A 23866-nucleotide genomic window follows, 5' to 3' on the forward strand; every position below is an offset into this window, starting at 1 on the left:
CATCATCCCGTGCACTGCACGGGATTTTTTTACATTCCAGTAAATTCCAATAAACACAACAATTTTACATAACACTAGAAAAAATCTTGGTTTATTCTGAATATACAAACCCTTTACACGAACATTTTAGAACATTCGTTCTCCGCGAGTATAGTGTCACTACTGGCTAATTGTTAAACCATAAGTGGTGAACCAAAGGAGAAAGGGACGTATGGAAAGCAAACTCATTGACTGGCATCCAGCTGATATCATCGCAGGACTGCGCAAGAAAGGGACCTCAATGGCCGCAGAGTCGCGGAGAAATGGGTTGAGTTCATCAACGCTGGCAAATGCGTTAACTCGTCCATGGCCAAAAGGAGAAGTCATTATCGCGAAAGCGCTAGGCACGGAACCCTGGGTAATTTGGCCGTCACGATATCACGACGCAAAGACGCATGAATTCATCGACAGAACACGGATGATGAGAGTGCGTAAAGAGAAAATGCCCCTCGAGTGAAGTGCTGAACAGTGACCCCTGAGCAAAAACCAAGGGGTCACTAGACACGTTGACTATTACTCGCCTTTCACGCGCTCGATATTTGCGCCCAGCGCACGCAGCTTATCTTCGATGCGCTCATAGCCACGATCGATGTGATAAATGCGATCAACTACCGTGGTGCCTTCTGCAATACAGCCTGCCAGTACCAGGCTTGCTGACGCACGCAGATCCGTTGCCATCACCTGCGCGCCGGAGAGCGTTTCAACGCCGTGACAAATCACGGTATTGCTTTCAATCTCTGCATGAGCGCCCATACGGCTAAGTTCAGGCACGTGCATGAAGCGGTTTTCAAACACGGTCTCCGTGATGAAACCGGTGCCTTCAGCCACCAGATTCAGCAGCGTGAACTGTGCCTGCATGTCAGTCGGGAACGCCGGATGCGGAGCAGTGCGCACATTGACCGCTTTCGGACGTTTGCCGTGCATGTCGAGGCTAATCCAGTCTGCCCCGACTTCAATATCCGCACCCGCATCACGCAGCTTCGCCAGAACGGCATCCAGCGTGTCCGGTTGTGCGTTGTGGCAGATGATTTTGCCGCGAGAAATCGCCGCAGCCACCAGGAACGTCCCGGTTTCAATACGGTCTGGCAGAACGCGATACACGCCGCCACCGAGACGCTCAACGCCCTCGATGGTGATACGATCGGTGCCCTGACCGGTGATCTTCGCACCCAGTGCAATCAGGAAGTTCGCGGTATCAACGATTTCCGGCTCGCGCGCGGCGTTCTCGATGATGGTCGTACCTTCGGCAAGCGTAGCCGCACACATGATAGTGACCGTCGCGCCGACGCTCACTTTATCCATCACGATGTGCGCGCCTTTCAGACGGCCATCAACGGACGCCTTCACATAGCCTTCTTCCAGCTTGATGGTCGCCCCTAACTGCTCCAGACCGGTAATGTGCAGGTCAACTGGACGCGCGCCAATCGTGCAGCCGCCCGGCAGTGATACCTGGCCCTGACCAAAGCGAGCCACCAGCGGCCCCAGCGCCCAGATAGACGCACGCATGGTTTTTACCAGGTCGTATGGCGCGCAGAAGACGTTAACGTCGCGAGCATCAATGTGCACGGAACCGTTACGTTCAACCTTTGCGCCCAGCTGACTCAGCAGCTTCATCGAGGTATCAACGTCCTTCAGTTTCGGGACGTTTTGGATTTCGACAGGTTCTTCTGCCAGCAATGCCGCAAACAGGATTGGCAGTGCGGCGTTTTTAGCGCCTGAAATTGTGACTTCGCCCTGGAGCTTAGTCGGCCCCTGTACACGAAACTTATCCATTATTCTGTTCTCTGTTAAGAATTCATATTCGCTACCGGCGCATCACCCGTAGCTCAAAAACCGTTAAGTTTGCGATCGCGTGCCCATTCCGCTGGGGTAAATGCTTTGATCGACACGGCATGAATGCGGTTGTCCGCAATATACTCCATCAATGGGCCATAGACCGATTGCTGCTTCTTGACCCGGCTCATGCCGTCAAACATCTCACCCACGGCAATAACCTGAAAGTGACTGCCATCGCCAGAGACGTGGACTTCCTGGAGGGAGAGTGCGTTCATCAGCACGCTCTGAATTTCATTATTTTCCATGGGCTCTTCATTCGTCAGATAGTGAAAACAGCCCAACATCTTAGAGCAAAGTTGCGCTGTCATAAATAAGCAAAAAGCCTCGCCGATAAATCAGACAAGGCTTTGGTGGCTGCTACCCCCTCAGGGGGTTTGCCGGATGGCGGCACAAGACCTTATCCGGCCTACAAAAAATTAACGCGGAAGGACATCGTCAGGCAGATTGTAAAGCTTTGCCAGCGTATAAACCTTATCGTTCACACCGCTGAGTACAACACGGTTCCCCTGCCTCTTGCCCTGGTCAATAAGATGGACCAGCAGTGCCAGTCCACCGGTATCAACCCGGGAAACCTGGCTCAGATCGATGCAGGTAACCCCTTTCATCGCTTCAACACGCGCATCCCATAATGGGTTTAACACGTCCTGATCCAGTTCCCCCACCAGCAACAACTTGTCACCTTCACGCGCCCAGGCGAGTGACTGCGTCATTATTTTTTCTCTTCCAGAGTGATTTTCTGCTGAGAAATAGATTTCAGCTGCGCCGTCAGGCCATCAATACCTTTGGTCCGCAGCAGGTCACTCCACTCATTTTGTTTGGTGGTGATCATGCTGACGCCTTCGGCGATCATGTCATACGCCTGCCAGTGACCGGTCTGGGAGTTTTTACGCCACTGGAAATCCAGACGTACCGGAGGACGGCCATTCGGATCGATAATGGTGACACGGATCGGCACGATGGTCGCGTCACCCAGCGGTTGTTCCGGGGCAATCTGATAAGTCTGGCCATGGTACATCGCCAGCGCCTGGCCGTAGGCCTGTTTCAGGTACTCACGAAACGCAGCAAAATACGCGTCACGTTGTGCAGGCGTCGCTTCTTTGTAATAACGACCCAGCACCAGCGCGCCGGCATATTTCACCTGCACGTACGGCAACAGCTCCTGATCGACGATATCACGCAGGTAATCCGGGTTAGAACGGATTTTCGGCTGTTCGTTCTTCAGACGGTCGAAGGTTTTCTGCGCCGCCTCATCCATCTGTTTGTAAGGGTTGGCTTGATCCGCTGCCGTTGCTGCGCTAAGTGGAGCAATGACCAGCATAGCCACCATCATCAATCGTTTAAACATATGTCGATTCTCCTGAGATTATTTCGTCGCGCCCGCAGGCGTGGTGGCTTCATTATTACCCTGAGCCGCAGTCGGCGCATCGCCAGAATTCTTATTGTCATCGCCTTTACTGTTACTGTTGTAAAGGAACTGACCAATCATATCTTCCAGCACCATCGCCGATTTGGTGTCCTGGATCGTATCACCATCCTTGAGAATAGCGGTTCCCAGTTCAGGATCCTCAAAACCGACGTTCAATGCCAGATATTGCTCACCCAGCAGACCGGAAGTCCGGATACTCAGCGAACTGGTATCTGGAATCTGGTTAAAGCGCGATTCAATCTCCAGCGTCACACGCGGCAGGTACGATTTCGGATCCAACGAAATGTCCGACACGCGTCCAACAACTACCCCGCCAATCCGCACCGGAGAGCGTTCTCTCAAGCCGCCAATGTTATCAAAGGTCGCATAAATCGTGTAGGTCGGCTCAGTACGCATAGAGGTGACGTTAGCTGCTTTCAGGCAGACAAACAGCGCCGCCAGCAGCGCAACCAACAGGAATAACCCGACCCAAATTTCATTTTTTTTCGTTTGCATGAACTCAATTCCCAAACATCAGTGCGGTCAGCACAAAATCCAGCCCCAGAACGGCAAGAGAGGCGTGCACAACGGTACGTGTCGTTGCCCGGCTAATCCCGGCAGAGGTCGGGATTGCATCATAACCATTGAACAATGCAATCCATGTGACCGTAATGGCGAACACCACGCTCTTAATTAAACAGTTGACCAGGTCCAGGCGCCAGTCGACGGCATTTTGCATCGCAGACCAGAAAAAGCCTGCATCAATACCTTTCCAGCTTACGCCGACCAGTGAACCGCCCCAGATACCTACCGCGACAAAAATAATCGTCAGCAGCGGCAGTGAAATCACCCCCGCCCAAAAGCGTGGGGATATCACCCGACGCAGGGGATCAACCGCCATCATTTCCATACTGGAAAGCTGTTCGGTTGCCCGCATCAGACCAATTTCTGCGGTTAAGGCCGACCCGGCTCGCCCGGCGAACAGCAGCGCCGCCACAACCGGTCCCAGTTCACGCAGCAGCGAAAGCGCCACCAGCATACCAAGACTGGTTTCCGCACTGTAGGTGGTCAGAACCAGGTATCCCTGCAGCCCCAACACCATACCGATGAACACGCCAGAAACGATAATAATCAGCATCGATAAGACGCCGACATTATAGAGCTGACGGATCAGAAGCGGCGCATGTTTGCGAAACTCCGGCTTGCCGACTACCGCATTGAACAACATTAATCCGGCACGCCCGAACGTCCTGAGGGTTTTAATCCCTCGATGTCCGAGTGAGGCCAGCGCATTTAACAACATGGATGGCTTAACTCCCTGTTTTAAGTAAATCGGAGTGGTAATCACCCGCCGGGTAGCGGAACGGAACCGGCCCATCAGCAATGCCATCGAGGAACTGACGTACACGCGGATCGGCATTTTCTTGCAGTGCCTGAGCACTACCGTAGGCCACAATTTTTTTATCCGCCATTATATAGGCGTAATCCGCAATACTCAGAACCTCCGGCACATCATGAGACACCACCACACAGGTGACGCCCAGCGTGCTGTTCAGTTCAGAGATCAGCTTCACCAGCACGCCCATGGTGATGGGGTCCTGACCGACAAACGGCTCATCAAACATGATCAGGTCTGGTTCCAGCGCAATGGCGCGTGCAAGTGCGGCACGTCGCGCCATCCCACCAGATAATTCAGAAGGCATTAATTTTGCTGCACCGCGCAGGCCAACTGCCTCAAGCTTCATCATCACCGTGCTTTTCAGCAACGGCGCGGGTAGCGTCGTATGCTCACGTAGCGGATAGGCAACGTTGTCGAACACGTTCATATCGGTAAACAGCGCACCCGATTGAAACAGCATACTCATACGTTTACGCACGGTGTATAACCGCGAACGAGACATGGCCGGGACGTTCTCGCCATCAAACAGGATCTCACCCTTATCCGGGGGGATTTGTCCGCCAATCAGACGCAACAGCGTCGTTTTGCCGATGCCTGATGGCCCCATGATCGCCGTTATCTTGCCGCGCGGCACCGTCAGGGAAATATTATCAAAAATGCAGCGGTCGCCTCGGGAAAAGCTGACATCGTGCATATCGACTAGATTCGCCACAGACTGACCCATTGATTCATCCTTTACTATTGCCTCGTTGATCGAAGAGTTTGGCGCTCAATTTAGCCATGAACCCAACATATTTACAGATTATTACCCGCTCTGGTTAGCGAAAGCTGGCATTTGTTTTACTTTTTAGCCGCATAAAGTCAAAATTAAGACTTCGTTACGGCTTCCAGAAGATCCTTCACGTGGACCGGCGAGTATACCTGAAGAAAGGACTTTAGATGCTTTTAGCGACGGCGCTGTTAATAATTGGTTTACTTCTGGTGGTCTACGGTGCCGACCGTCTGGTATTTGCCGCCTCTATTTTATGCCGCACCTTCGGCATTCCCCCCATCATCATTGGGATGACCGTCGTCAGCATAGGCACATCGTTACCTGAAATTATTGTCTCCGTTGCCGCCTCTATGAATGGGCAGCTCGATTTAGCCGTCGGCACCGCGCTCGGCTCAAACATCACCAATATTCTCCTGATTTTAGGCCTGTCAGCGCTGATTCACCCTTTTACCGTGCATTCTGATGTTCTGCGTCGCGAATTACCGCTAATGTTGCTGGTCAGTATTCTGGCCGCATCCGTGCTGTACGACGGGGAACTAAGCCGCAGCGATGGTTTTTTTCTTCTGCTTCTGGCCGTGCTATGGCTGCTATTCATTGTTAAAATCGCGCGGTTGGCGGAACGGGAAGGCAATGACAGCCTGACCCGGGAGCAAGTGGCAGAACTGCCGCGCGAAGGGGGACTACCTGTCGCTTTTCTGTGGCTGGGCATTGCGCTGATTATTATGCCAATGGCAACGCGAATGGTGGTCGATAACGCCACCGTACTGGCGAATTACTTTGCCATGAGCGAACTCACCATCGGATTAACGGTGGTGGCGATTGGCACCAGCCTGCCAGAGCTGGCAACGGCTATCGCGGGCCTGCGTAAGGGTGAAAATGATATTGCTGTCGGCAACATCATCGGTGCCAACATTTTTAATATTGTTATCGTTCTCGGACTCCCCGCACTGATCACACCGGGCGAGGTCAATCCGATGGCCTTCGTCCGTGACTACAGTGTGATGCTACTGGTAAGTGTTATTTTTGCATTACTCTGCTGGCGACGTCCGCGCCAGATTGGTCGCGGCGCGGGTGCGCTGCTGACCGGCGGTTTTATCATATGGCTGGCGATGCTGTATTGGGTATCGCCACTTCTCGTTGGATAACTGGAAACGCATTATGTCGCACTTAGAGTTGCAACCGGGTTTTGACTTTCAGCAAGCAGGCAAGGAAGTCCTGGCTATTGAACGTGAAGGCCTGGCGGAGCTTGATCAGTACATCGACCTGAACTTTACCCTCGCCTGTGAGAAAATCGTCAACTGCGCGGGTAAAGTTGTGGTGATGGGAATGGGGAAATCCGGGCATATCGGGCGCAAAATGGCCGCCACGTTTGCCAGTACCGGTACGCCGTCCTTTTTCGTACATCCTGGTGAAGCCGCACACGGCGATCTGGGCATGGTATCGCCGCAGGACGTGGTGATCGCCATTTCTAATTCCGGTGAATCCAATGAGATTGCCGCATTAATTCCGGTGCTCAAACGCCTTCACGTCCCGCTTATCTGCATGACCGGTCGTCCGGAAAGCAGCATGGCGCGTGCAGCAGATGTGCATCTGTGTGTTAAAGTACCCAAGGAAGCCTGCCCATTAGGTCTGGCGCCGACCAGCAGCACAACCGCGACGCTGGTGATGGGCGATGCGCTCGCCGTGGCATTATTGAAAGCCCGCGGCTTTACTGCGGAAGATTTTGCGTTGTCGCACCCCGGTGGCGCACTGGGGCGTAAGCTTTTGCTGCGCGTTAACGATATTATGCATACGGGCGACGAGATCCCGCATGTGAATAAAAACGCCAGCCTGCGCGATGCGTTACTTGAGATTACGCGTAAAAATCTCGGCATGACCGTCATTTGCGATGACACCATGAAGATCGACGGCATCTTCACGGATGGTGACTTACGCCGCGTCTTTGATATGGGCGTTGACGTTCGCCAGTTGGGGATTGCCGACGTGATGACCCCCGGGGGCATTCGCGTGCGTCCGGGCATTCTTGCCGTGGACGCTCTGAATTTAATGCAATCCCGCCATATTACCTCGGTGATGGTTGCTGATGGCGACCGTTTACTCGGTGTGTTACATATGCATGATCTGCTGCGTGCAGGCGTAGTGTAAAAAGTAGAGTAGAAACGCAAGGATAAAAGAAATGAGTAACGCAGGTGCGTCGCTTGCGACCTGTTATGGACCCGTCAGCGCTGAAGTCATCACCAGGGCAGAGAATATTCGTCTGCTGATCCTTGATGTGGATGGCGTACTGTCTGATGGCCTGATTTATATGGGCAACAACGGCGAAGAGCTCAAGGCGTTTAACGTCCGTGATGGCTACGGAATTCGTTGTGCGCTCACTTCCGGTATCGAGGTTGCTATTATTACCGGACGAAAGGCTAAACTTGTAGAAGACCGCTGTAACACGTTGGGGATTACCCATCTGTACCAGGGACAGTCGGACAAACTGGTCGCCTTCGACGATCTGCTCAACAAGCTGGCGATCGCGCCGGAACAGGTGGCATACGTCGGCGACGATCTGATCGACTGGCCGGTGATGGCGAAAGTCGGATTAAGCGTGGCGGTAGCGGATGCCCACCCGCTGCTAATCCCGCGAGCCAACTATGTCACGCGCATTGATGGAGGGCGCGGCGCGGTACGTGAGGTCTGCGATTTATTACTCCTGGCGCAGGGCAAACTGGACGAGGCCAAAGGTCAATCGATATGAGCAAAACCAGACGTTGGGTTATCATTCTACTGTCGCTGGCCGTCCTTGTACTGATCGGTATTAATCTGGCAGACAAAGACGACACCACTCAGGTGGTAATCAATAACAACGAGCCGACCTATAAGAGCGAACATACCGACACCGTCGTGTATAGCCCGGAAGGCGCGCTGAGCTATCGACTCGTCGCTCAACACGTTGAATATTATTCCGATCAGGCTGTTTCGTGGTTTACTCAACCGGTATTAACCACGTTTGATAAGGATAAAGTGCCGACCTGGTCGATCAAGGCCGATAAAGCCAAATTGACTGAGGATCGGATGCTGTATCTGTATGGCCATGTTGAAGTCAACGCCCTGGTGGCAGACTCTCAACTACGCAGAATTACGACCGATAACGCGCAGATTAACCTGGTGACGCAAGATGTCACCTCAAACGATCTGGTCACGTTGTATGGCACAACATTTAACTCCAGCGGACTGAAGATGCGCGGCAATTTACGCAGCAAGAACGCCGAGCTGATTGAAAAGGTTAGAACCTCATATGAAATCCAAAACAAACAAACTCAGCCTTAATCTTGTGCTTGCCAGCGCCCTTCTGGCCGCCAGCATTCCGGCATTTGCCGTCACCGGCGATACCGAGCAGCCGATTCACATTGAATCGGATCAGCAGTCCCTGGATATGCAGGGTAACGTGGTGACATTTACCGGTAATGTTATCGTGACGCAGGGCACCATCAAAATTAATGCCGATAAGGTTGTCGTGACCCGTCCGGGCGGTGAAGACGGTAAAGAAGTGATCGATGGCTACGGCAATCCGGCAACGTTTTACCAGATGCAGGATAACGGTAAACCCGTTAACGGCCATGCCTTACAGATGCACTATGAACTGGCAAAAGATTTCGTTGTGCTGACGGGTAAAGCCTATCTGGAGCAGGTGGACAGCAACATCACCGGCGACAAAATTACCTATCTGGTAAAAGAGCAGAAAATGCAGGCCTTCAGCGATAAAGGCAAACGCGTCACTACCGTTTTAGTGCCGTCACAGCTGCAGGATAAAAACAAAACCAAAGCTCCGGCAGAGAAAAAAGGTAACTGATTCGTTATGGCAACATTAACTGCAAAGAACCTTGCAAAAGCCTATAAAGGCCGCCGTGTGGTGGAAGACGTCAGTCTGACCGTCAACTCCGGGGAGATCGTCGGTCTGCTCGGCCCTAACGGTGCGGGCAAAACAACGACCTTTTACATGGTGGTGGGCATTGTGCCGCGCGATGCGGGCAACATCATCATCGATGACGAAGACATCAGCCTGCTGCCGCTGCATGCACGCGCCCGTCGCGGCATCGGTTATTTACCGCAGGAAGCCTCTATTTTTCGTCGTCTGAGCGTGTTTGATAACCTGATGGCGGTACTGCAAATTCGTGACGATCTCTCCAGCGAACAGCGCGAAGATCGTGCTAACGAACTGATGGAAGAGTTCCATATCGAACACCTGCGGGACAGCCTGGGACAGTCGCTGTCCGGGGGGGAACGTCGCCGTGTGGAAATCGCTCGTGCATTGGCTGCAAATCCGAAATTTATCCTGCTGGATGAACCGTTTGCCGGCGTTGACCCGATCTCCGTTATTGATATCAAACGTATCATTGAACACCTGCGCGACAGCGGACTGGGCGTGCTGATCACCGACCATAACGTACGTGAAACGCTGGCGGTCTGTGAACGCGCCTATATTGTGAGTCAGGGACATCTGATAGCACACGGCACGCCAACCGAAATACTGCAAGACGAACACGTTAAGCGCGTATACCTTGGGGAAGACTTCAGACTCTGATAGGGTAGAAGACGTCACGTTACTGCAGGAGAAAACCACTCTGAACATGAAGCAAGGTTTGCAACTCAGGCTTAGCCAACAACTGGCAATGACGCCTCAGCTACAACAGGCTATCCGTCTGTTGCAGTTGTCTACGCTGGAACTTCAGCAAGAACTTCAGCAAGCGCTGGAAAGTAACCCACTGCTCGAGCAAACCGATCTTCACGACGAAATTGATACCCAGGAAAAGCAGGACAGCGATTCCCTCGATACCGCAGATGCTCTCGAACAAAAAGAGATGCCGGAAGAACTGCCGCTGGATGCCAGTTGGGATGAAATTTACACCGCAGGCACGCCGTCGGGCACCAGTGGGGATTACATCGACGACGAACTGCCTGTGTATCAGGGTGAAACTACGCAATCATTACAAGATTACCTGATGTGGCAAGTGGGATTGACCCCGTTCTCGGATACCGATCGCGCCATTGCGACGTCAATTGTCGATGCGGTTGATGACACCGGATATCTCACCGTTTCTCTGGATGATATTCTCGAGAGCATGGGTGATGACGACATTGGTCTCGATGAAGTCGAAGCCGTGCTAAAACGCGTTCAACGTTTTGATCCAGTTGGCGTGGCGGCGAAAGATCTCCGCGACTGCCTGTTGATTCAACTGTCGCAGTTTGACAAAGCCACAGCATGGCTGGAAGAAGCCCGCCTGATCATCAGCGATCACCTCGATCTGTTAGCCAATCACGATTTCCGCTCGCTCATGCGCGTTACCCGGTTGAAAGAAGATGTGCTGAAAGAAGCCGTCAACCTGATCCAGTCGCTGGATCCGAGACCCGGGCAGTCGATCCAAACCGGTGAGCCAGAGTACGTGATCCCAGATGTACTGGTCCGCAAACATAACGATCGTTGGGTCGTCGAACTGAACAGCGACAGCATTCCGCGTCTACAGATTAATCAGCACTATGCCGCCATGTGCAATGGCGCGCGCAACGATGCCGACAGCCAGTTTATTCGCACCAATCTCCAGGATGCAAAGTGGCTGATTAAAAGTCTGGAAAGCCGTAACGACACGCTGTTGCGCGTCAGTCGATGTATCGTTGAGCAACAGCAAGCCTTCTTTGAGAAAGGCGAAGAATTTATGAAGCCGATGGTGCTGGCGGATATCGCCCAAGCCGTCGAGATGCACGAATCAACCATTTCCCGAGTGACCACGCAAAAGTATCTGCACAGTCCACGCGGCATTTTTGAACTCAAGTATTTCTTTTCCAGCCACGTCAACACTGAGGGCGGGGGCGAAGCCTCTTCTACAGCGATACGCGCACTGGTGAAGAAATTAATTGCTGCGGAGAACCCTGCGAAACCGCTGAGTGACAGCAAGTTAACCTCTATGCTGTCAGAACAGGGTATCATGGTGGCACGCCGCACCGTTGCGAAGTACCGAGAGTCTTTATCCATTCCGCCGTCTAACCAGCGCAAACAGCTGGTCTGACCCAACCGATAAGGAAGACACTATGCAGCTCAACATCACTGGAAACAACGTCGAAATCACTGAAGCACTGCGTGACTTTGTGAACACAAAGTTCGCCAAACTTGAGCAATATTTCGACCGGATTAATCAGGTCTATATTGTGTTGAAGGTGGAGAAGGTGACACACATCTCGGATGCAACACTGCATGTGAACGGTGGCGAAATTCATGCCAGCGCGGAAGGTCAGGATATGTACGCCGCCATTGACGGTTTAATTGATAAACTGGCTCGGCAGTTAACAAAACATAAAGATAAACTGAAACAGCACTAACTTGTCCGGGCAGTTAGCGGGTGCAGGACGGCCTGTTGTGCAGCACAACGGGCCATTTGTACAGTTAGCGCTTAGGTGAAATTATGACAAATAACGATACGACTCTACAACTGAGTACTGTTCTTAACCAGGAATGTACGCGCTCTGGTGTTCACTGCCAAAGCAAAAAACGCGCTCTGGAAATCATCAGCGAACTGGCAGCAAAGCAGCTCAGCTTGCCTTCTCAGGTGGTATTTGAAGCCATTCTGACGCGTGAAAAAATGGGCAGTACCGGCATCGGCAATGGTATTGCCATTCCGCACGGAAAGCTGGAAGAAGACACGATGCGCGCGGTCGGCGTGTTTGTGCAGCTCGAAACGCCTATCGCGTTCGACGCCATTGATAATCAACCGGTCGATCTGTTGTTCGCCCTGCTGGTTCCCGCAGACCAAACCAAGACGCATTTGCACACCTTGTCACTGGTTGCCAAACGTCTGGCGGATAAAACCATCTGTCGCCGCCTGCGTTCCGCGCAGAGCGATCAGGAGCTGTATCAAATCATCACGGACACCGAAGGTGTACAGGATGAAGCATAACAACCCAATGGCACCCTTTTTTGTCGTTGTGAGGAGAAACAGTACATGGTACTGATGATCGTCAGCGGTCGTTCAGGGTCAGGCAAATCTGTTGCCCTGCGAGCGCTGGAAGATATGGGTTTTTACTGCGTGGATAACCTTCCCGTAGTGCTGTTGCCCGATCTGGCCCGCACCCTGGCCGATAGCCAAATTTCTGCGGCCGTCAGCATTGATGTGCGCAATATGCCTGAGTCACCAGAAATTTTCGAGCAGGCAATGAATAACCTGCCTGAAGGTTTCTCGCCGCAGCTGCTGTTCCTCGATGCTGACCGTAACACGCTGATCCGTCGCTACAGTGATACCCGTCGACTGCACCCACTCTCCAGCAAAAATCTGTCACTGGAAAGTGCTATCGATAAGGAAAGTGACTTACTGGAGCCACTGCGTTCTCGCGCGGACCTGATCGTCGATACCTCTGAAATGTCCGTGCACGAGCTGGCAGAAATGTTGCGTACCCGACTGCTAGGCAAACGTGAACGTGAACTGACCATGGTATTCGAGTCCTTTGGCTTCAAGCACGGCATCCCGATTGATGCGGATTACGTCTTTGACGTGCGCTTCCTGCCAAACCCACACTGGGATCCTAAACTGCGTCCGATGACCGGTCTGGACAGGCCCGTTGCCGCGTTTCTCGACCGCCACACAGAAGTACACAATTTTATCTACCAGACTCGCAGCTATCTTGAGCTATGGTTACCCATGCTGGAGACTAACAACCGCAGCTACCTCACCGTAGCCATCGGCTGTACCGGCGGGAAACACCGATCGGTGTATATTGCAGAGCAACTGGCTGACTACTTCCGCTCTCGCGGTAAAAACGTGCAGTCACGCCATCGCACGCTGGAAAAACGCAAATCATGACCGTAAAACAGACTGTCGAAATCACCAATAAGCTGGGCATGCACGCCCGGCCTGCGATGAAGCTGTTTGAATTAATGCAGGGTTTTGAGGCGGAAGTGCTGTTGCGTAACGATGAAGGTACAGAGGCGGAGGCGAACAGCGTCATCGCCCTGCTGATGCTGGATTCCGCCAAAGGTCGCCAGATAGAGGTTGAAGCCTCTGGCCCACAGGAAGTAGAAGCCCTGGCGGCGGTGATTGCGCTGTTTAATTCGGGGTTTGATGAGGATTAGTAAAGTGCCTGATGCGCTACGCTTATCAGGCCTACACGGCAATGACCTACTCCCGTAGGCCGGATAAGGCGTTTACGCCGCCATCCGGCAATGCCGACTCAATATAGCTTATTTTCCCGCATAAACGACTCACCGCCTAACTGGCGCATTTGCCGCATAATCCACGCCTGACGGCTACGCACATAACCAGAAGGCGCATTCGCCTTAAAACGCAGAGGATTTGGCAGCACCGCCGCCAGCAACGCCGCTTCGGACTGGCTCAAGCGACTGGCGGGCTTATGGAAATAGCGCTGCGCCGCCGCCTCCACGCCAAAAATTCCGTCGCCAAACTCAGCGATGTTCAGATAAACGGTCAGAATACGTTTCTTACTCCACACTGTTTCCATGCCCAGCGTGAGTCCGGCCTCAAGACCTTTACGCACCCAACTGCGTCCATCCCACAGAAAGAGATTTTTTGCTGTCTGCTGCGAAAGCGTCGATGCTCCACGAATGCGGCTTTCATTGCGCTCATTATGCGCCAGCGCCTTTTCTATCGCAGAGACATCAAATCCCCAGTGCTGCGGAAATTTTTGGTCTTCTGCGGCAATCACCGCCAGCCCCATCCACGGTGAGATCTCATCCATACTGACCCAGTCAGAATGCGCCACATAGCCGAAATCACCGTGCAACCAGGCGCTAATTTGTCGTTCAGCCATCACCGCTGAAAAAGGCACCGGCAGCACGCTGAAGAGGGCGAGGCCCCCGCCCCAGAACACGGCGAGGACAATGACCGCCCGCAGAAAGAGTCGCCGCAAACTGGCGGTCACCCCTTTTTTCATTCAGTCAGCACCAGCACACGCGAGACCAGCTTGTCGATACCGCTCGCCGCCTGGGCAATATCCTGTGCCAGCATATAAGCCGGCGTGGTGACGATTTTATGGTCTTCATCAACCACAATATCATCGACCGGACACGGCACATGCTCTGCCCCCATATCTTCCAGCACTTCCGCAGTATCGATATCGGTGCCAATCGTCAGACGCAGCGGAAAATCGAATATTTTAGGCAGCATCGCTGGGGCAATACACATGAACCCCAACGGCTTACCGGATTGATGCATGGCGACTGCCAGCGCGGCTAAGTCGCTATCCACCCGGCATTCGCTTCCCTGGCTGGCGAAATTGCTCAGGTTCTTCGCTGCACCGAATCCACCAGGGACAATCAGCGCATCCAGTTCAGCAGAGACCGCCTGGGCAAGCGGGCGAATATCACCACGGGTTATACGTGCAGCCTCAATCAGGACATTGCGGGTCTCCTGCATGGGTTCGCCCGTCAGATGATTAATCACATCTGCTTGTTGTTTATCCGGCGCAAAGCAGATGGCCTGAGCCCCGTTGCGGGCAATAGCCAGCAGCGTTAACACGGCTTCATGGATCTCCGAGCCGTCATACACGCCGCATCCACCGAGCACTACGCCAATTTTCTTCATCGTGATACTCCTTTCGCAACTGGCTGTAGCATATTAATAATTCTTATTAAAATGCTACGCTTCACACATTTAACTGATTCATGTAACAAATTATTTAAGATTTGCTATCTTAACTGCGTGCGGCCTGAAAATTAGGGCTGCGCCCTTGTAAACAATGATAATAATTTACGGCGCAGCCACGATTTCCCTGGTGTTGGCGCAGTATTCGCGCACCCCGGCTAAGCCGGGGTCATTTTTTTTCAACACTCGCCACCCAGGCTCTTAATACCGCCACGTCGTGCTGCCACTCCTGCTTCATCTCTTCAATCCATTCCCCCACGTTGTCCTCCCAGGCAGGAAGGTCCGGGGATTGAATTTGCTGACCCAGCTGCTGCAGATGGCGCAGTCCCACTGACCCCGCGGCACCTTTGATTTTATGGCCTTCCTCAACAACGCCTTTTTTATCACGCGCGGTCAGGTTGGACTCCAGCACACTTAAATAACCCGGCATCATCTTCTCAAATACCGCCAATCCATCGGTAATTAACTTCGGTCCCACCAGCTCGAGGTATTGTTCCAACATGGGAATATCTAACAGCGCTTGCGATTTACTGCTTTCTTCAGATGTCACAGTGCTCTCCTCTTTGTTTCGGGTATCCCAGTATTTTTTAATCATGGCGGTTAACGCCGGTACCGACAGCGGCTTGCTCAGCACGTCATCCATACCCGCTTCCAGATATTCTTTTTTGTCTTTCAGAACGTTAGCGGTGAGCGCCACCAGCGGCGGCAGATCTTCCCGCGCGTACTTTTGCGTTAACTCTCTGGAGATATCCAGACCCGTCATATCCGGCAACTGAATATCCAACAGCACCAGGTCGTACTCACCCGGTTTGAACATTTCCAGCGCGGCTTTCCCGGTCATGGCGACGTCCACGCTGTTACCCAGTTTTTCCAGCACCGAACGGGCGACAATCACGTTCAGTTCAATGTCCTCCACCAGCAGCACATTCAGGGCAGGCAACGGCATGTCGTCTTCTTCGAAGGCGTCTTCAATCTCTTCCGCAACGGCTGGGGCATGAACGGTAAGGGTAAAGACGGAACCTTTCCCCGGCTGGCTGGAAACCGTAATATCGCCGCCCATGTTTTTCGCCAGACGACGAGACACCGCCAGACCAATCCCGGTCCCGGTGGCCGGTTTACCGCCATTGCTGTCCTTCACCTGATAATACATGGCGAAGATTTTATCCTGCTCATCCTGCGGAATACCGATACCAGAATCTTCCACTTCAAAATGCAGCATGTTGCCTTTGTCATAGCGCGCCCGCACGGTGACCTGCCCTTTCTGGGTAAACTTCACGGCGTTGCTGATCAGATTCCACAGGATTTGACGCAGACGCGTCCCGTCGGTAATGACCTTATGCGGCAGCGGCAAGGTCGGATCAAGTACAAAGCGCAGCCCTTTTTGCTGCGCCTGCAGGCCGGAGAGGTTTTCCAGATCCGCCATAAAGCTGGTGAAATCTATCGGCTGGTTATCGAGCTGAACTTTACGCCGCTCCATCTTATCCATGTCGATAATATCGTTGAAAATATTCCCAAGCGTAACGGCGGAAACATGGATAGTTTTCAGGTATTTTTCCTGCTCAGCGGTCAGATCCGTATCCAGCAGGATCCGACTCAAACCGACAATACCGTTCAGCGGCGTACGCAGTTCGTGGCTGATGGTGGAAATAAAGGTCGTCTTGTCACGGCTGGCACGTTCAAGTGCATCCTGGTAGCGCTTGCGCTCGGTAATATCGCGGCCAAAGCCCATCAGGCCGTGTCGTTTACCGACGCGGTCGTAATAAGGCACTTTACGAATTTCAAAGCAGGCTTTACGTCCGTCCGGGTAATCCAGCCATTGTTCATAGGTCAACGAGACATTATGGCGGAACACTTTCTCGTCGGTTTCGATAACTTTTTCAGCCGCTTCTGGCGAGTAAACTTCAATCGGTTTTAAATTCACCAGTTGCTTTTCGCTCTTGCCTGTCAGCAATTCCATGGCGCGGTTACAGCCGGAGAACTCTTTATCTTCATTGCGATAAAAAACCAGATCCGGTGAAGCATCGAGAAAAGAACGCAGAAAAGAGGATTGTTGTTCCAGTTGGATCTGCGCTTCTTCACGCTCTTTAATTTCGACTTTGAGTTGTTCAAACGTTTCCTGGCGCTCCGCTTCCGCCTTTTCACGTTCGACAATCTCCTGGTTAAGCTGCGCAATATTGTCCTTTAACTGCACGTTAAGCTTGAGATCGCGTTCGCGCATCTCTTCCAGCTTCTGCACCAGTCGTGACAGGCGTTGCCGGGACTCCTCCAGTTGCTCCACGACCACTGACAGGAAATAGACCGCCCAGGGGGTAATTAACAGGCCAAAAAAGATGGAACGTATTACATCAATACTTTCTACCTGGCCATGCAGCACCATGGTGACGGCCATTTGCACCACTATGGCCAACACCACCAGAGCCAGCGCCAATAGCAGCGAAAAGCGCACCAGACCTAATTTCATCATCAGGTCGACATAATACTGCGCCAGCATTCGAATTTGCTTCATAGAGGGTTCCTTCACGACAACTTGGCACAATAATACTCAATTCTCGGCGTGACGTTTGAGATTGTGCAATAAATGCGGAGGCTATCGGTGAAATGACTGAGGAGAGGTCATCGTAGACCTGATAAGCGAAGCGCCATCAGGCAAGCAGGCGCAGATTGCCGGAGGTCGGCTTTGCCTTATCCGGCCTACAGAGGGTTAGCTCCCCGGCTGAGCCCACGGCGTTCCAAGAGCGGAGCCTTGTACACCATGCTCATTGAGATAACGGTCCAGTTCGACCATCCCGGTCCAGCGATTTTCACACCACAGCGGTGCCAGCAGCGTCGGCCGACGGGCACTGGCGGAAATACGATGATAGATGACCTCTGGCGGCGTATGGCGAATCATTTCACCGGCGGTGACCGTGTAATCAGCAAGCTCAATACCACTCAGACGCCCTGCTTCCCAGGCTTTTGCCATAATGCTGCCCTTCACGATATGCAGCGGATGCAGCTTAATGCCATCAACGCCGGTCTCCACCACGCGCGCCAGCGTTTGCAGACATTCCGCTTGCCCTTCTCCCGGCAGGCCAACAATCAGATGTGAGCACACTTTCAACCCACGCTCACGCGCCAACTGCGTGGTGCGTTGATAGCAGGCAAAGTCATGCCCACGGTTAATACGGTGCAGCGTTTTATCATGGGCCGTTTGCAGCCCCAGTTCCAACCACACCTCGTAGCCCTGATCTTTATATTCGCACAGCAGATCGAGCACCGCCTCTGGCACGCAGTCAGGGCGTGTCCCGACGCACAGCCCGACAATATTGGCCTGAGTGACCGCCTGCTGGTACATCGAACGCAGCACCTGCACTTCGGCAAACGTGCTGGTATAAGCCTGAAAATAGGCCAGGTAGCGCTTGGCGCGATTCACCAGTTGAGCCTGATGTTCGAGCTGCTCAGCAATCGAATGATGCTGCTGTGCCTCATCGGCAAAGGAGGCGACATTACAGAAGGTGCACCCGCCACGTCCAATGGTGCCATCGCGATTTGGGCAGCTAAACCCGCCGTGCAGCGTGAGTTTATGAACCTTTTGCCCATAACGACGAGAAAGATCCCCACCAAACATATTGACTAATTTCTGTAACTGCATAATCTGATAGACCGCGCCTTGAAAAGAGGCCAAAGCCTGCCATTTTTAGCCCCCGTCGGCGATGACCTGGATCAATCGCCCCGGCGTGCTTTTATTCATTGCATATTCAAGCAAAATAAATGAAATTTCATTCAATCAAAATGTGATTACTTTTCCTTATATCCGGTGATTTTTTTTATCTTCCGACGGCCAATGGATAAAAACAGTATCTTTAAGACGCGTAAACTCTATAAACCAGCATAAAATACCAAACATCGCGATAAACAAAGGGAGGACAAGCGATAACGGACCTTTCTGACAGTGAGACAGATCACACTTCCTTCGCCATCCACTGTGCGTTAAATCAATGTAAAAATGCCATTAATTTCAAGATATTCATATCGTTAATCGACCTATAGCACATTTTTGCATAAATAAGATTGCCATTTGACCTGTGTGTGGATTCCCGATAACGTGGAAATCCGCTGGAAGCTTTCTGGATGAGCAGCCTGCTCATCATATTTATGCAGTAATTGAGATTCCCTCTGAAGCAAGTCCTCAAACTTGTTTGACCTATGCGAAAAGGATTAAAGAGGGCGAATGCGAGGTGAGCGTATAACGCGCAACCCCCGTCGCCATGCTCTTGGTGTGCCTGTGCGCAAACGGTATCGGAGAGGCGTCCCGCAGAGCCTGGGGAGGTTCACTGATATGTTGTACGATAAATCCCTTGAGAAGGATAACTGTGGTTTCGGCCTGATCGCCCACATAGAAGGCGAACCTAGCCACAAGGTAGTGCGTACCGCCATACACGCACTGGCCCGTATGCAGCACCGTGGAGCCATCCTCGCGGACGGTAAAACCGGCGACGGCTGTGGCCTGTTATTACAAAAACCCGATCGCTTTTTCCGCATTGTTGCGCAAGAGCGCGGCTGGCGTTTAGCCAAAAACTACGCGGTCGGCATGATCTTTTTAAATAAAGACGCTGAACTGGCGGCGGCGTCTCGTCGCATCGTTGAAGAAGAGTTACAGCAGGAAACCCTGTCGATTGTGGGCTGGCGCGACGTGCCGACCAACGACGGTGTTCTCGGTGAAATTGCCCTCTCCTCCCTGCCCCGTATTGAGCAAATTTTTGTTAACGCCCCTGCGGGCTGGCGTCCACGCGATATGGAGCGCCGTCTGTTCATCGCGCGTCGCCGCATCGAAAAACGTTTACAGGACGATAAAGACTTCTACGTCTGTAGCTTGTCCAATCTGGTCAATATCTATAAAGGTCTGTGTATGCCGGCGGATCTGCCGCGCTTTTACCTGGACCTCGCGGACCTGCGTCTGGAATCGGCCATCTGCCTGTTCCACCAGCGCTTTTCCACCAACACCGTACCGCGCTGGCCGCTGGCCCAACCGTTCCGCTACCTGGCGCACAACGGCGAAATCAATACCATTACCGGTAACCGCCAGTGGGCGCGCGCCCGTACTTATAAGTTCCAGACCCCGCTGATCCCGGATCTCCACGATGCCGCGCCGTTCGTCAACGAAACCGGCTCCGACTCCAGCTCAATGGATAACATGCTCGAACTGCTGCTGGCAGGCGGGATGGACATCATCCGCGCGATGCGACTGCTGGTGCCACCGGCCTGGCAGAACAACCCGGATATGGACCCGGAGCTGCGCGCATTCTTTGACTTTAACTCCATGCACATGGAGCCGTGGGACGGCCCGGCAGGCATTGTCATGTCTGACGGTCGCTTTGCCGCCTGTAACCTTGACCGTAACGGCCTGCGCCCGGCGCGCTACGTCATCACCAAAGACAAGCTCATCACCTGCGCCTCCGAAGTGGGTATCTGGGATTATCAGCCCGATGAAGTCGTCGAGAAAGGCCGCGTCGGTCCCGGCGAACTGATGGTGATCGACACCCGCTCGGGTCGCATTCTGCACTCGGCGGAAACCGATGATGACCTGAAAAGTCGCCATCCGTACAAAGAGTGGATGGAAAAGAACGTCCGCCGTCTGGTACCGTTTGAAGACCTGGCTGACGATCAAGTCGGCAGCCGTGAGCTGGACGACGACACCCTTGCCAGCTACCAAAAACAGTTTAACTACAGCGCCGAAGAACTGGATTCCGTGATTCGCGTGTTGGGTGAAAACGGCCAGGAAGCGGTCGGTTCAATGGGCGATGACACCCCGTTTGCCGTGCTTTCCAGCCAGCCGCGTATCATTTATGACTACTTCCGTCAGCAGTTCGCGCAGGTGACCAACCCGCCTATCGATCCGCTGCGTGAGGCGCACGTGATGTCGCTGGCCACCAGCATTGGCCGTGAGATGAACGTCTTCTGTGAAGCCGAAGGCCAGGCGCATCGCCTGAGCTTTAAATCGCCGATCTTGCTGTACTCTGATTTCACCCAGCTCACCACCATGAAAGAGGAACATTATCGCGCTGACCGGCTCGATATCACCTTCGACGTGAGTGAAACCACGCTGGAAGAGACCGTCAAGGCGCTGTGCGATAAAGCCGAACAGATGGTGCGTAACGGCACGGTATTGCTGGTGCTCTCTGACCGTAACATCGCCAAAAATCGCCTGCCGGTCCCGGCACCGATGGCGGTTGGTGCGGTGCAAACGCGTCTGGTGGAACAAAACCTGCGCTGCGACGCTAACATCATCGTCGAAACCGCCAGTACCCGCGATCCACATCACTTCGCGGTACTCCTCGGCTTTGGTGCCACGGCCATCTATCCGTATCTGGCCTATGAAACGCTGGGGCGTCTGATTGACACTCACGCCATCGCCAAAGATTACCGGACCGTGATGCTGAACTACCGTAACGGCATCAACAAAGGTCTGTACAAAATCATGTCCAAAATGGGCATTTCGACCATTGCCTCTTACCGCTGTTCGAAGCTGTTTGAAGCCGTTGGCCTGCACGATGACGTGGTGGCATTGTGCTTCCAGGGCGTGGTCAGTCGCATCAGCGGCGCAGGCTTTGCCGACTTCCAGCAGGATCTGCTGAACCTCTCCAAACACGCCTGGCTGGCGCGCAAACCGATTAGCCAGGGCGGCCTGCTGAAGTACGTTCACGGTGGCGAATACCACGCCTACAACCCGGACGTGGTACGCACGCTGCAACAGGCGGTACAAAGCGGTGAATACAGTGACTACCAGCAATACGCCACGCTGGTAAACGAGCGTCCGGCGGCAACGCTGCGCGATCTGCTGGCTATCGCACCAGGCAATGAAGCAGTAAGTATTGACGACGTCGAACCCGCAACCGAGTTGTTCAAACGTTTTGATACCGCAGCCATGTCCATCGGCGCGTTAAGCCCGGAAGCACACGAAGCGCTGGCCGAAGCAATGAACAGCATTGGCGGCAACTCCAACTCCGGCGAAGGCGGCGAGGACCCTGCACGCTATGGCACCAACAAGGTGTCGCGCATCAAGCAGGTGGCTTCCGGTCGCTTCGGCGTCACCCCGGCGTATCTGGTCAACGCTGACGTCATTCAGATTAAGGTCGCACAAGGCGCGAAGCCCGGCGAAGGCGGCCAGTTGCCGGGGGATAAAGTTACTCCATACATCGCCAAACTGCGTTATTCGGTGCCGGGCGTGACGCTGATTTCCCCGCCGCCACACCACGATATCTACTCTATCGAGGACCTGGCGCAGCTGATTTTCGACTTAAAACAGGTCAACCCGAAGGCGATGATCTCTGTGAAGCTGGTTTCCGAACCGGGCGTCGGTACCATCGCCACCGGCGTGGCAAAAGCCTACGCGGATCTGATAACCATTGCCGGTTACGACGGCGGCACCGGCGCCAGTCCGCTCTCCTCGGTGAAATACGCGGGCTGTCCGTGGGAACTGGGGCTGGTGGAAACTCAGCAGGCGCTAGTGGCTAACGGTCTGCGTCATAAGATCCGTCTGCAGGTCGATGGCGGTCTGAAAACCGGCGTCGACATCATCAAAGCAGCCATTCTCGGCGCGGAAAGCTTCGGCTTTGGTACCGGCCCGATGGTCGCGCTGGGCTGTAAATACCTGCGTATTTGCCACCTGAACAACTGTGCAACCGGTGTAGCAACCCAGGACGAAAAACTGCGTAAGAACCACTACCACGGTCTGCCGTTCAAGGTGACCAACTACTTTGAGTTTGTCGCCCGTGAAACCCGCGAGCTGATGGCATCGCTTGGCGTAACACGCCTGGTGGATCTGATTGGCCGTACCGACCTGCTCAAAGAGCTGGATGGGTATACTGCCAAGCAACAGAAGCTGGTGCTGTCTCACCTGCTGGAAACCGCACAGCCGCACCCGGGCAAAGCGGTGTACTGTACTGAGAACAACCCGCCGTTCGACAACGGCGTGCTCAACGCGCAGCTGCTGCAGCAGGCCAAACCGTTTGTTGATGAGCGCCAGAGTAAAACGTTCTGGTTTGACATCCGCAACACCGACCGTTCTGTCGGCGCATCACTGTCGGGCTATATCGCTCAGACGCACGGCGATCAGGGGCTGGCTTCCGACCCGATCAAGGCGCATTTCAGCGGTACCGCAGGCCAGAGCTTTGGCGTGTGGAACGCGGGCGGCGTGGAGCTGTATCTGACCGGCGATGCCAACGACTATGTCGGTAAAGGCATGGCGGGCGGCCTGCTGGCGGTACGTCCTCCGGTCGGTTCTGCCTTTCCGAGTCATAAAGCGAGCATCATCGGCAACACCTGCCTGTACGGCGCAACCGGCGGTCGTCTGTTTGCCGCAGGACGCGCGGGTGAACGCTTTGGGGTACGTAACTCAGGTGCCATCACTGTGGTCGAAGGCATCGGTGATAACGGCTGTGAATACATGACCGGCGGCATCGTCTGTATTCTCGGTAAAACGGGCGTCAACTTCGGCGCTGGCATGACGGGCGGGTTCGCCTACGTGCTGGACGAAGACGGCGAATTCCGCAAACGCGTGAATCCGGAGCTGGTCGAAGTCCTGAGCGTAGACTCGCTGGCTATCCACGAAGAGCATTTGCGTGGACTGATCACCGAGCATGTTCAGCATACCGGTTCGTCACGCGGCGAAGAGATCCTGGCCAACTGGCCGGCATTCTCGGCGAAATTCGCGCTGGTTAAACCGAAGTCCAGTGATGTAAAAGCACTGTTGGGTCACCGTAGTCGTAGCGCAGCTGAGCTGCGCGTGCAGGCGCAGTAAGGGG

At 53.6% G+C, this 23866-nt stretch carries 24 protein-coding genes; 13 read left to right on the top strand and 11 right to left on the bottom strand.

All coding sequences use genetic code 11. From position 1 onward, the window contains the following. Positions 1-211: 211 nt before the first annotated feature. Positions 212-496, top strand: a complete 285-nt coding sequence (sfsB, locus tag QNN86_RS17300; RefSeq protein WP_115257384.1) for a DNA-binding transcriptional regulator SfsB — start codon at positions 212-214, stop codon at positions 494-496. A 56-nt stretch (positions 497-552) separates the two neighbouring features. Here the strand turns inward: sfsB and murA are convergent, their stop codons facing one another. The 7 genes from murA to mlaF form a co-directional block, all read right to left on the bottom strand. Continuing rightward, positions 553-1812, bottom strand: a complete 1260-nt coding sequence (gene murA, locus QNN86_RS17305) for a UDP-N-acetylglucosamine 1-carboxyvinyltransferase (protein WP_096755510.1) — start codon at positions 1810-1812, stop codon at positions 553-555. A 53-nt stretch (positions 1813-1865) separates the two neighbouring features. After that, on the bottom strand, positions 1866-2120 hold the full coding sequence (gene ibaG / locus QNN86_RS17310) for a BolA family iron metabolism protein IbaG (RefSeq protein WP_005121314.1): 255 nt from the start codon (positions 2118-2120) through the stop codon (positions 1866-1868). Between the two features lie 171 nt (positions 2121-2291). Then, positions 2292-2585, bottom strand: a complete 294-nt coding sequence (gene mlaB, locus QNN86_RS17315) for a lipid asymmetry maintenance protein MlaB (RefSeq protein WP_096755509.1) — start codon at positions 2583-2585, stop codon at positions 2292-2294. Next, positions 2585-3220, bottom strand: a complete 636-nt coding sequence (gene mlaC / locus QNN86_RS17320) for a phospholipid-binding protein MlaC (RefSeq protein ID WP_115257382.1) — start codon at positions 3218-3220, stop codon at positions 2585-2587. The genes mlaB and mlaC overlap by 1 nt, the downstream gene beginning before the upstream one ends. Positions 3221-3238: 18 nt before the next feature. After that, positions 3239-3796 carry an outer membrane lipid asymmetry maintenance protein MlaD gene (mlaD, locus tag QNN86_RS17325; RefSeq protein ID WP_115259895.1) on the bottom strand — a complete coding sequence of 186 codons (558 nt, stop codon included), beginning with the start codon at positions 3794-3796 and terminating at the stop codon, positions 3239-3241. Between the two features lie 4 nt (positions 3797-3800). Further along, complete coding sequence (gene mlaE, locus QNN86_RS17330) at positions 3801-4583, bottom strand: lipid asymmetry maintenance ABC transporter permease subunit MlaE (protein WP_045448070.1); 783 nt, start codon at positions 4581-4583, stop codon at positions 3801-3803. A 7-nt stretch (positions 4584-4590) separates the two neighbouring features. Further along, positions 4591-5403, bottom strand: coding sequence for a phospholipid ABC transporter ATP-binding protein MlaF (mlaF, locus tag QNN86_RS17335; protein WP_115257381.1), 813 nt, complete (start codon positions 5401-5403; stop codon positions 4591-4593). A 215-nt stretch (positions 5404-5618) separates the two neighbouring features. Here mlaF and QNN86_RS17340 point away from each other — a divergent pair, with 215 nt between their 5' ends. The 11 genes from QNN86_RS17340 to npr all read left to right on the top strand — a co-directional run bounded on the left by QNN86_RS17340 (position 5619) and on the right by npr (position 13555). Beyond that, a complete protein-coding gene (locus tag QNN86_RS17340) occupies positions 5619-6596 on the top strand; it encodes a calcium/sodium antiporter (protein WP_096755506.1) in 978 nt (325 codons plus the stop codon). Between the two features lie 13 nt (positions 6597-6609). After that, entirely contained in the window at positions 6610-7596 is a 987-nt protein-coding gene (gene kdsD, locus QNN86_RS17345) for an arabinose-5-phosphate isomerase KdsD (RefSeq protein ID WP_096755505.1), read from the top strand. Between the two features lie 31 nt (positions 7597-7627). Next, positions 7628-8194: a 3-deoxy-manno-octulosonate-8-phosphatase KdsC gene (gene kdsC, locus QNN86_RS17350; protein WP_181617999.1), complete on the top strand. Its 567-nt coding sequence runs from the start codon at positions 7628-7630 to the stop codon at positions 8192-8194. Continuing rightward, positions 8191-8766: an LPS export ABC transporter periplasmic protein LptC gene (lptC, locus tag QNN86_RS17355; protein ID WP_181618000.1), complete on the top strand. Its 576-nt coding sequence runs from the start codon at positions 8191-8193 to the stop codon at positions 8764-8766. Before kdsC ends, lptC begins: the two co-directional genes overlap by 4 nt. Continuing rightward, complete coding sequence (lptA, locus tag QNN86_RS17360) at positions 8735-9289, top strand: lipopolysaccharide ABC transporter substrate-binding protein LptA (RefSeq protein ID WP_181618001.1); 555 nt, start codon at positions 8735-8737, stop codon at positions 9287-9289. Before lptC ends, lptA begins: the two co-directional genes overlap by 32 nt. A 6-nt stretch (positions 9290-9295) precedes the next feature. After that, positions 9296-10021: an LPS export ABC transporter ATP-binding protein gene (gene lptB, locus QNN86_RS17365; RefSeq protein ID WP_040234138.1), complete on the top strand. Its 726-nt coding sequence runs from the start codon at positions 9296-9298 to the stop codon at positions 10019-10021. A 46-nt stretch (positions 10022-10067) separates the two neighbouring features. Further along, a complete protein-coding gene (rpoN, locus tag QNN86_RS17370) occupies positions 10068-11501 on the top strand; it encodes an RNA polymerase factor sigma-54 (RefSeq protein ID WP_135911328.1) in 1434 nt (477 codons plus the stop codon). A gap of 22 nt (positions 11502-11523) precedes the next feature. Further along, the gene (gene hpf / locus QNN86_RS17375) at positions 11524-11811 is read left to right on the top strand and encodes a ribosome hibernation promoting factor (protein ID WP_003025078.1); all 288 of its coding nucleotides are present in this window, start codon (positions 11524-11526) and stop codon (positions 11809-11811) included. Between the two features lie 83 nt (positions 11812-11894). Continuing rightward, positions 11895-12386, top strand: a complete 492-nt coding sequence (gene ptsN / locus QNN86_RS17380; protein WP_096755500.1) for a PTS IIA-like nitrogen regulatory protein PtsN — start codon at positions 11895-11897, stop codon at positions 12384-12386. Between the two features lie 45 nt (positions 12387-12431). Further along, a complete protein-coding gene (gene rapZ, locus QNN86_RS17385) occupies positions 12432-13286 on the top strand; it encodes an RNase adapter RapZ (RefSeq protein ID WP_096755499.1) in 855 nt (284 codons plus the stop codon). After that, the gene (gene npr, locus QNN86_RS17390; protein ID WP_096755498.1) at positions 13283-13555 is read left to right on the top strand and encodes a PTS phosphocarrier protein NPr; all 273 of its coding nucleotides are present in this window, start codon (positions 13283-13285) and stop codon (positions 13553-13555) included. Before rapZ ends, npr begins: the two co-directional genes overlap by 4 nt. Positions 13556-13653: 98 nt before the next feature. On the opposite strand, the gene mtgA is transcribed toward npr, so the two are convergent. From mtgA to QNN86_RS17410, 4 genes are all read right to left on the bottom strand, one after another. Next, positions 13654-14373 carry a monofunctional biosynthetic peptidoglycan transglycosylase gene (gene mtgA / locus QNN86_RS17395; protein WP_181618005.1) on the bottom strand — a complete coding sequence of 240 codons (720 nt, stop codon included), beginning with the start codon at positions 14371-14373 and terminating at the stop codon, positions 13654-13656. Next, positions 14370-15023 carry an isoprenoid biosynthesis glyoxalase ElbB gene (elbB, locus tag QNN86_RS17400; RefSeq protein ID WP_117342736.1) on the bottom strand — a complete coding sequence of 218 codons (654 nt, stop codon included), beginning with the start codon at positions 15021-15023 and terminating at the stop codon, positions 14370-14372. Before elbB ends, mtgA begins: the two co-directional genes overlap by 4 nt. A gap of 229 nt (positions 15024-15252) precedes the next feature. Next, the gene (gene arcB / locus QNN86_RS17405) at positions 15253-17589 is read right to left on the bottom strand and encodes an aerobic respiration two-component sensor histidine kinase ArcB (RefSeq protein ID WP_117342737.1); all 2337 of its coding nucleotides are present in this window, start codon (positions 17587-17589) and stop codon (positions 15253-15255) included. 195 nt (positions 17590-17784) lie between these two features. After that, on the bottom strand, positions 17785-18714 hold the full coding sequence (locus QNN86_RS17410) for a TIGR01212 family radical SAM protein (RefSeq protein ID WP_115257371.1): 930 nt from the start codon (positions 18712-18714) through the stop codon (positions 17785-17787). Positions 18715-19401: 687 nt separating this feature from the next. Between QNN86_RS17410 and gltB the strand changes: the two genes are divergently transcribed. After that, positions 19402-23862 (top strand): glutamate synthase large subunit, encoded by a 4461-nt coding sequence (gltB, locus tag QNN86_RS17415; RefSeq protein WP_414211940.1) that lies wholly within the window; start codon positions 19402-19404, stop codon positions 23860-23862. The last annotated feature ends 4 nt before the right edge of the window (positions 23863-23866 follow it).

The sequence above is a fragment of the Citrobacter sp. C348 genome (assembly GCF_047467975.1).
In the GTDB taxonomy this organism is placed as follows: Bacteria; Pseudomonadota; Gammaproteobacteria; order Enterobacterales; family Enterobacteriaceae; genus Citrobacter; species Citrobacter gillenii.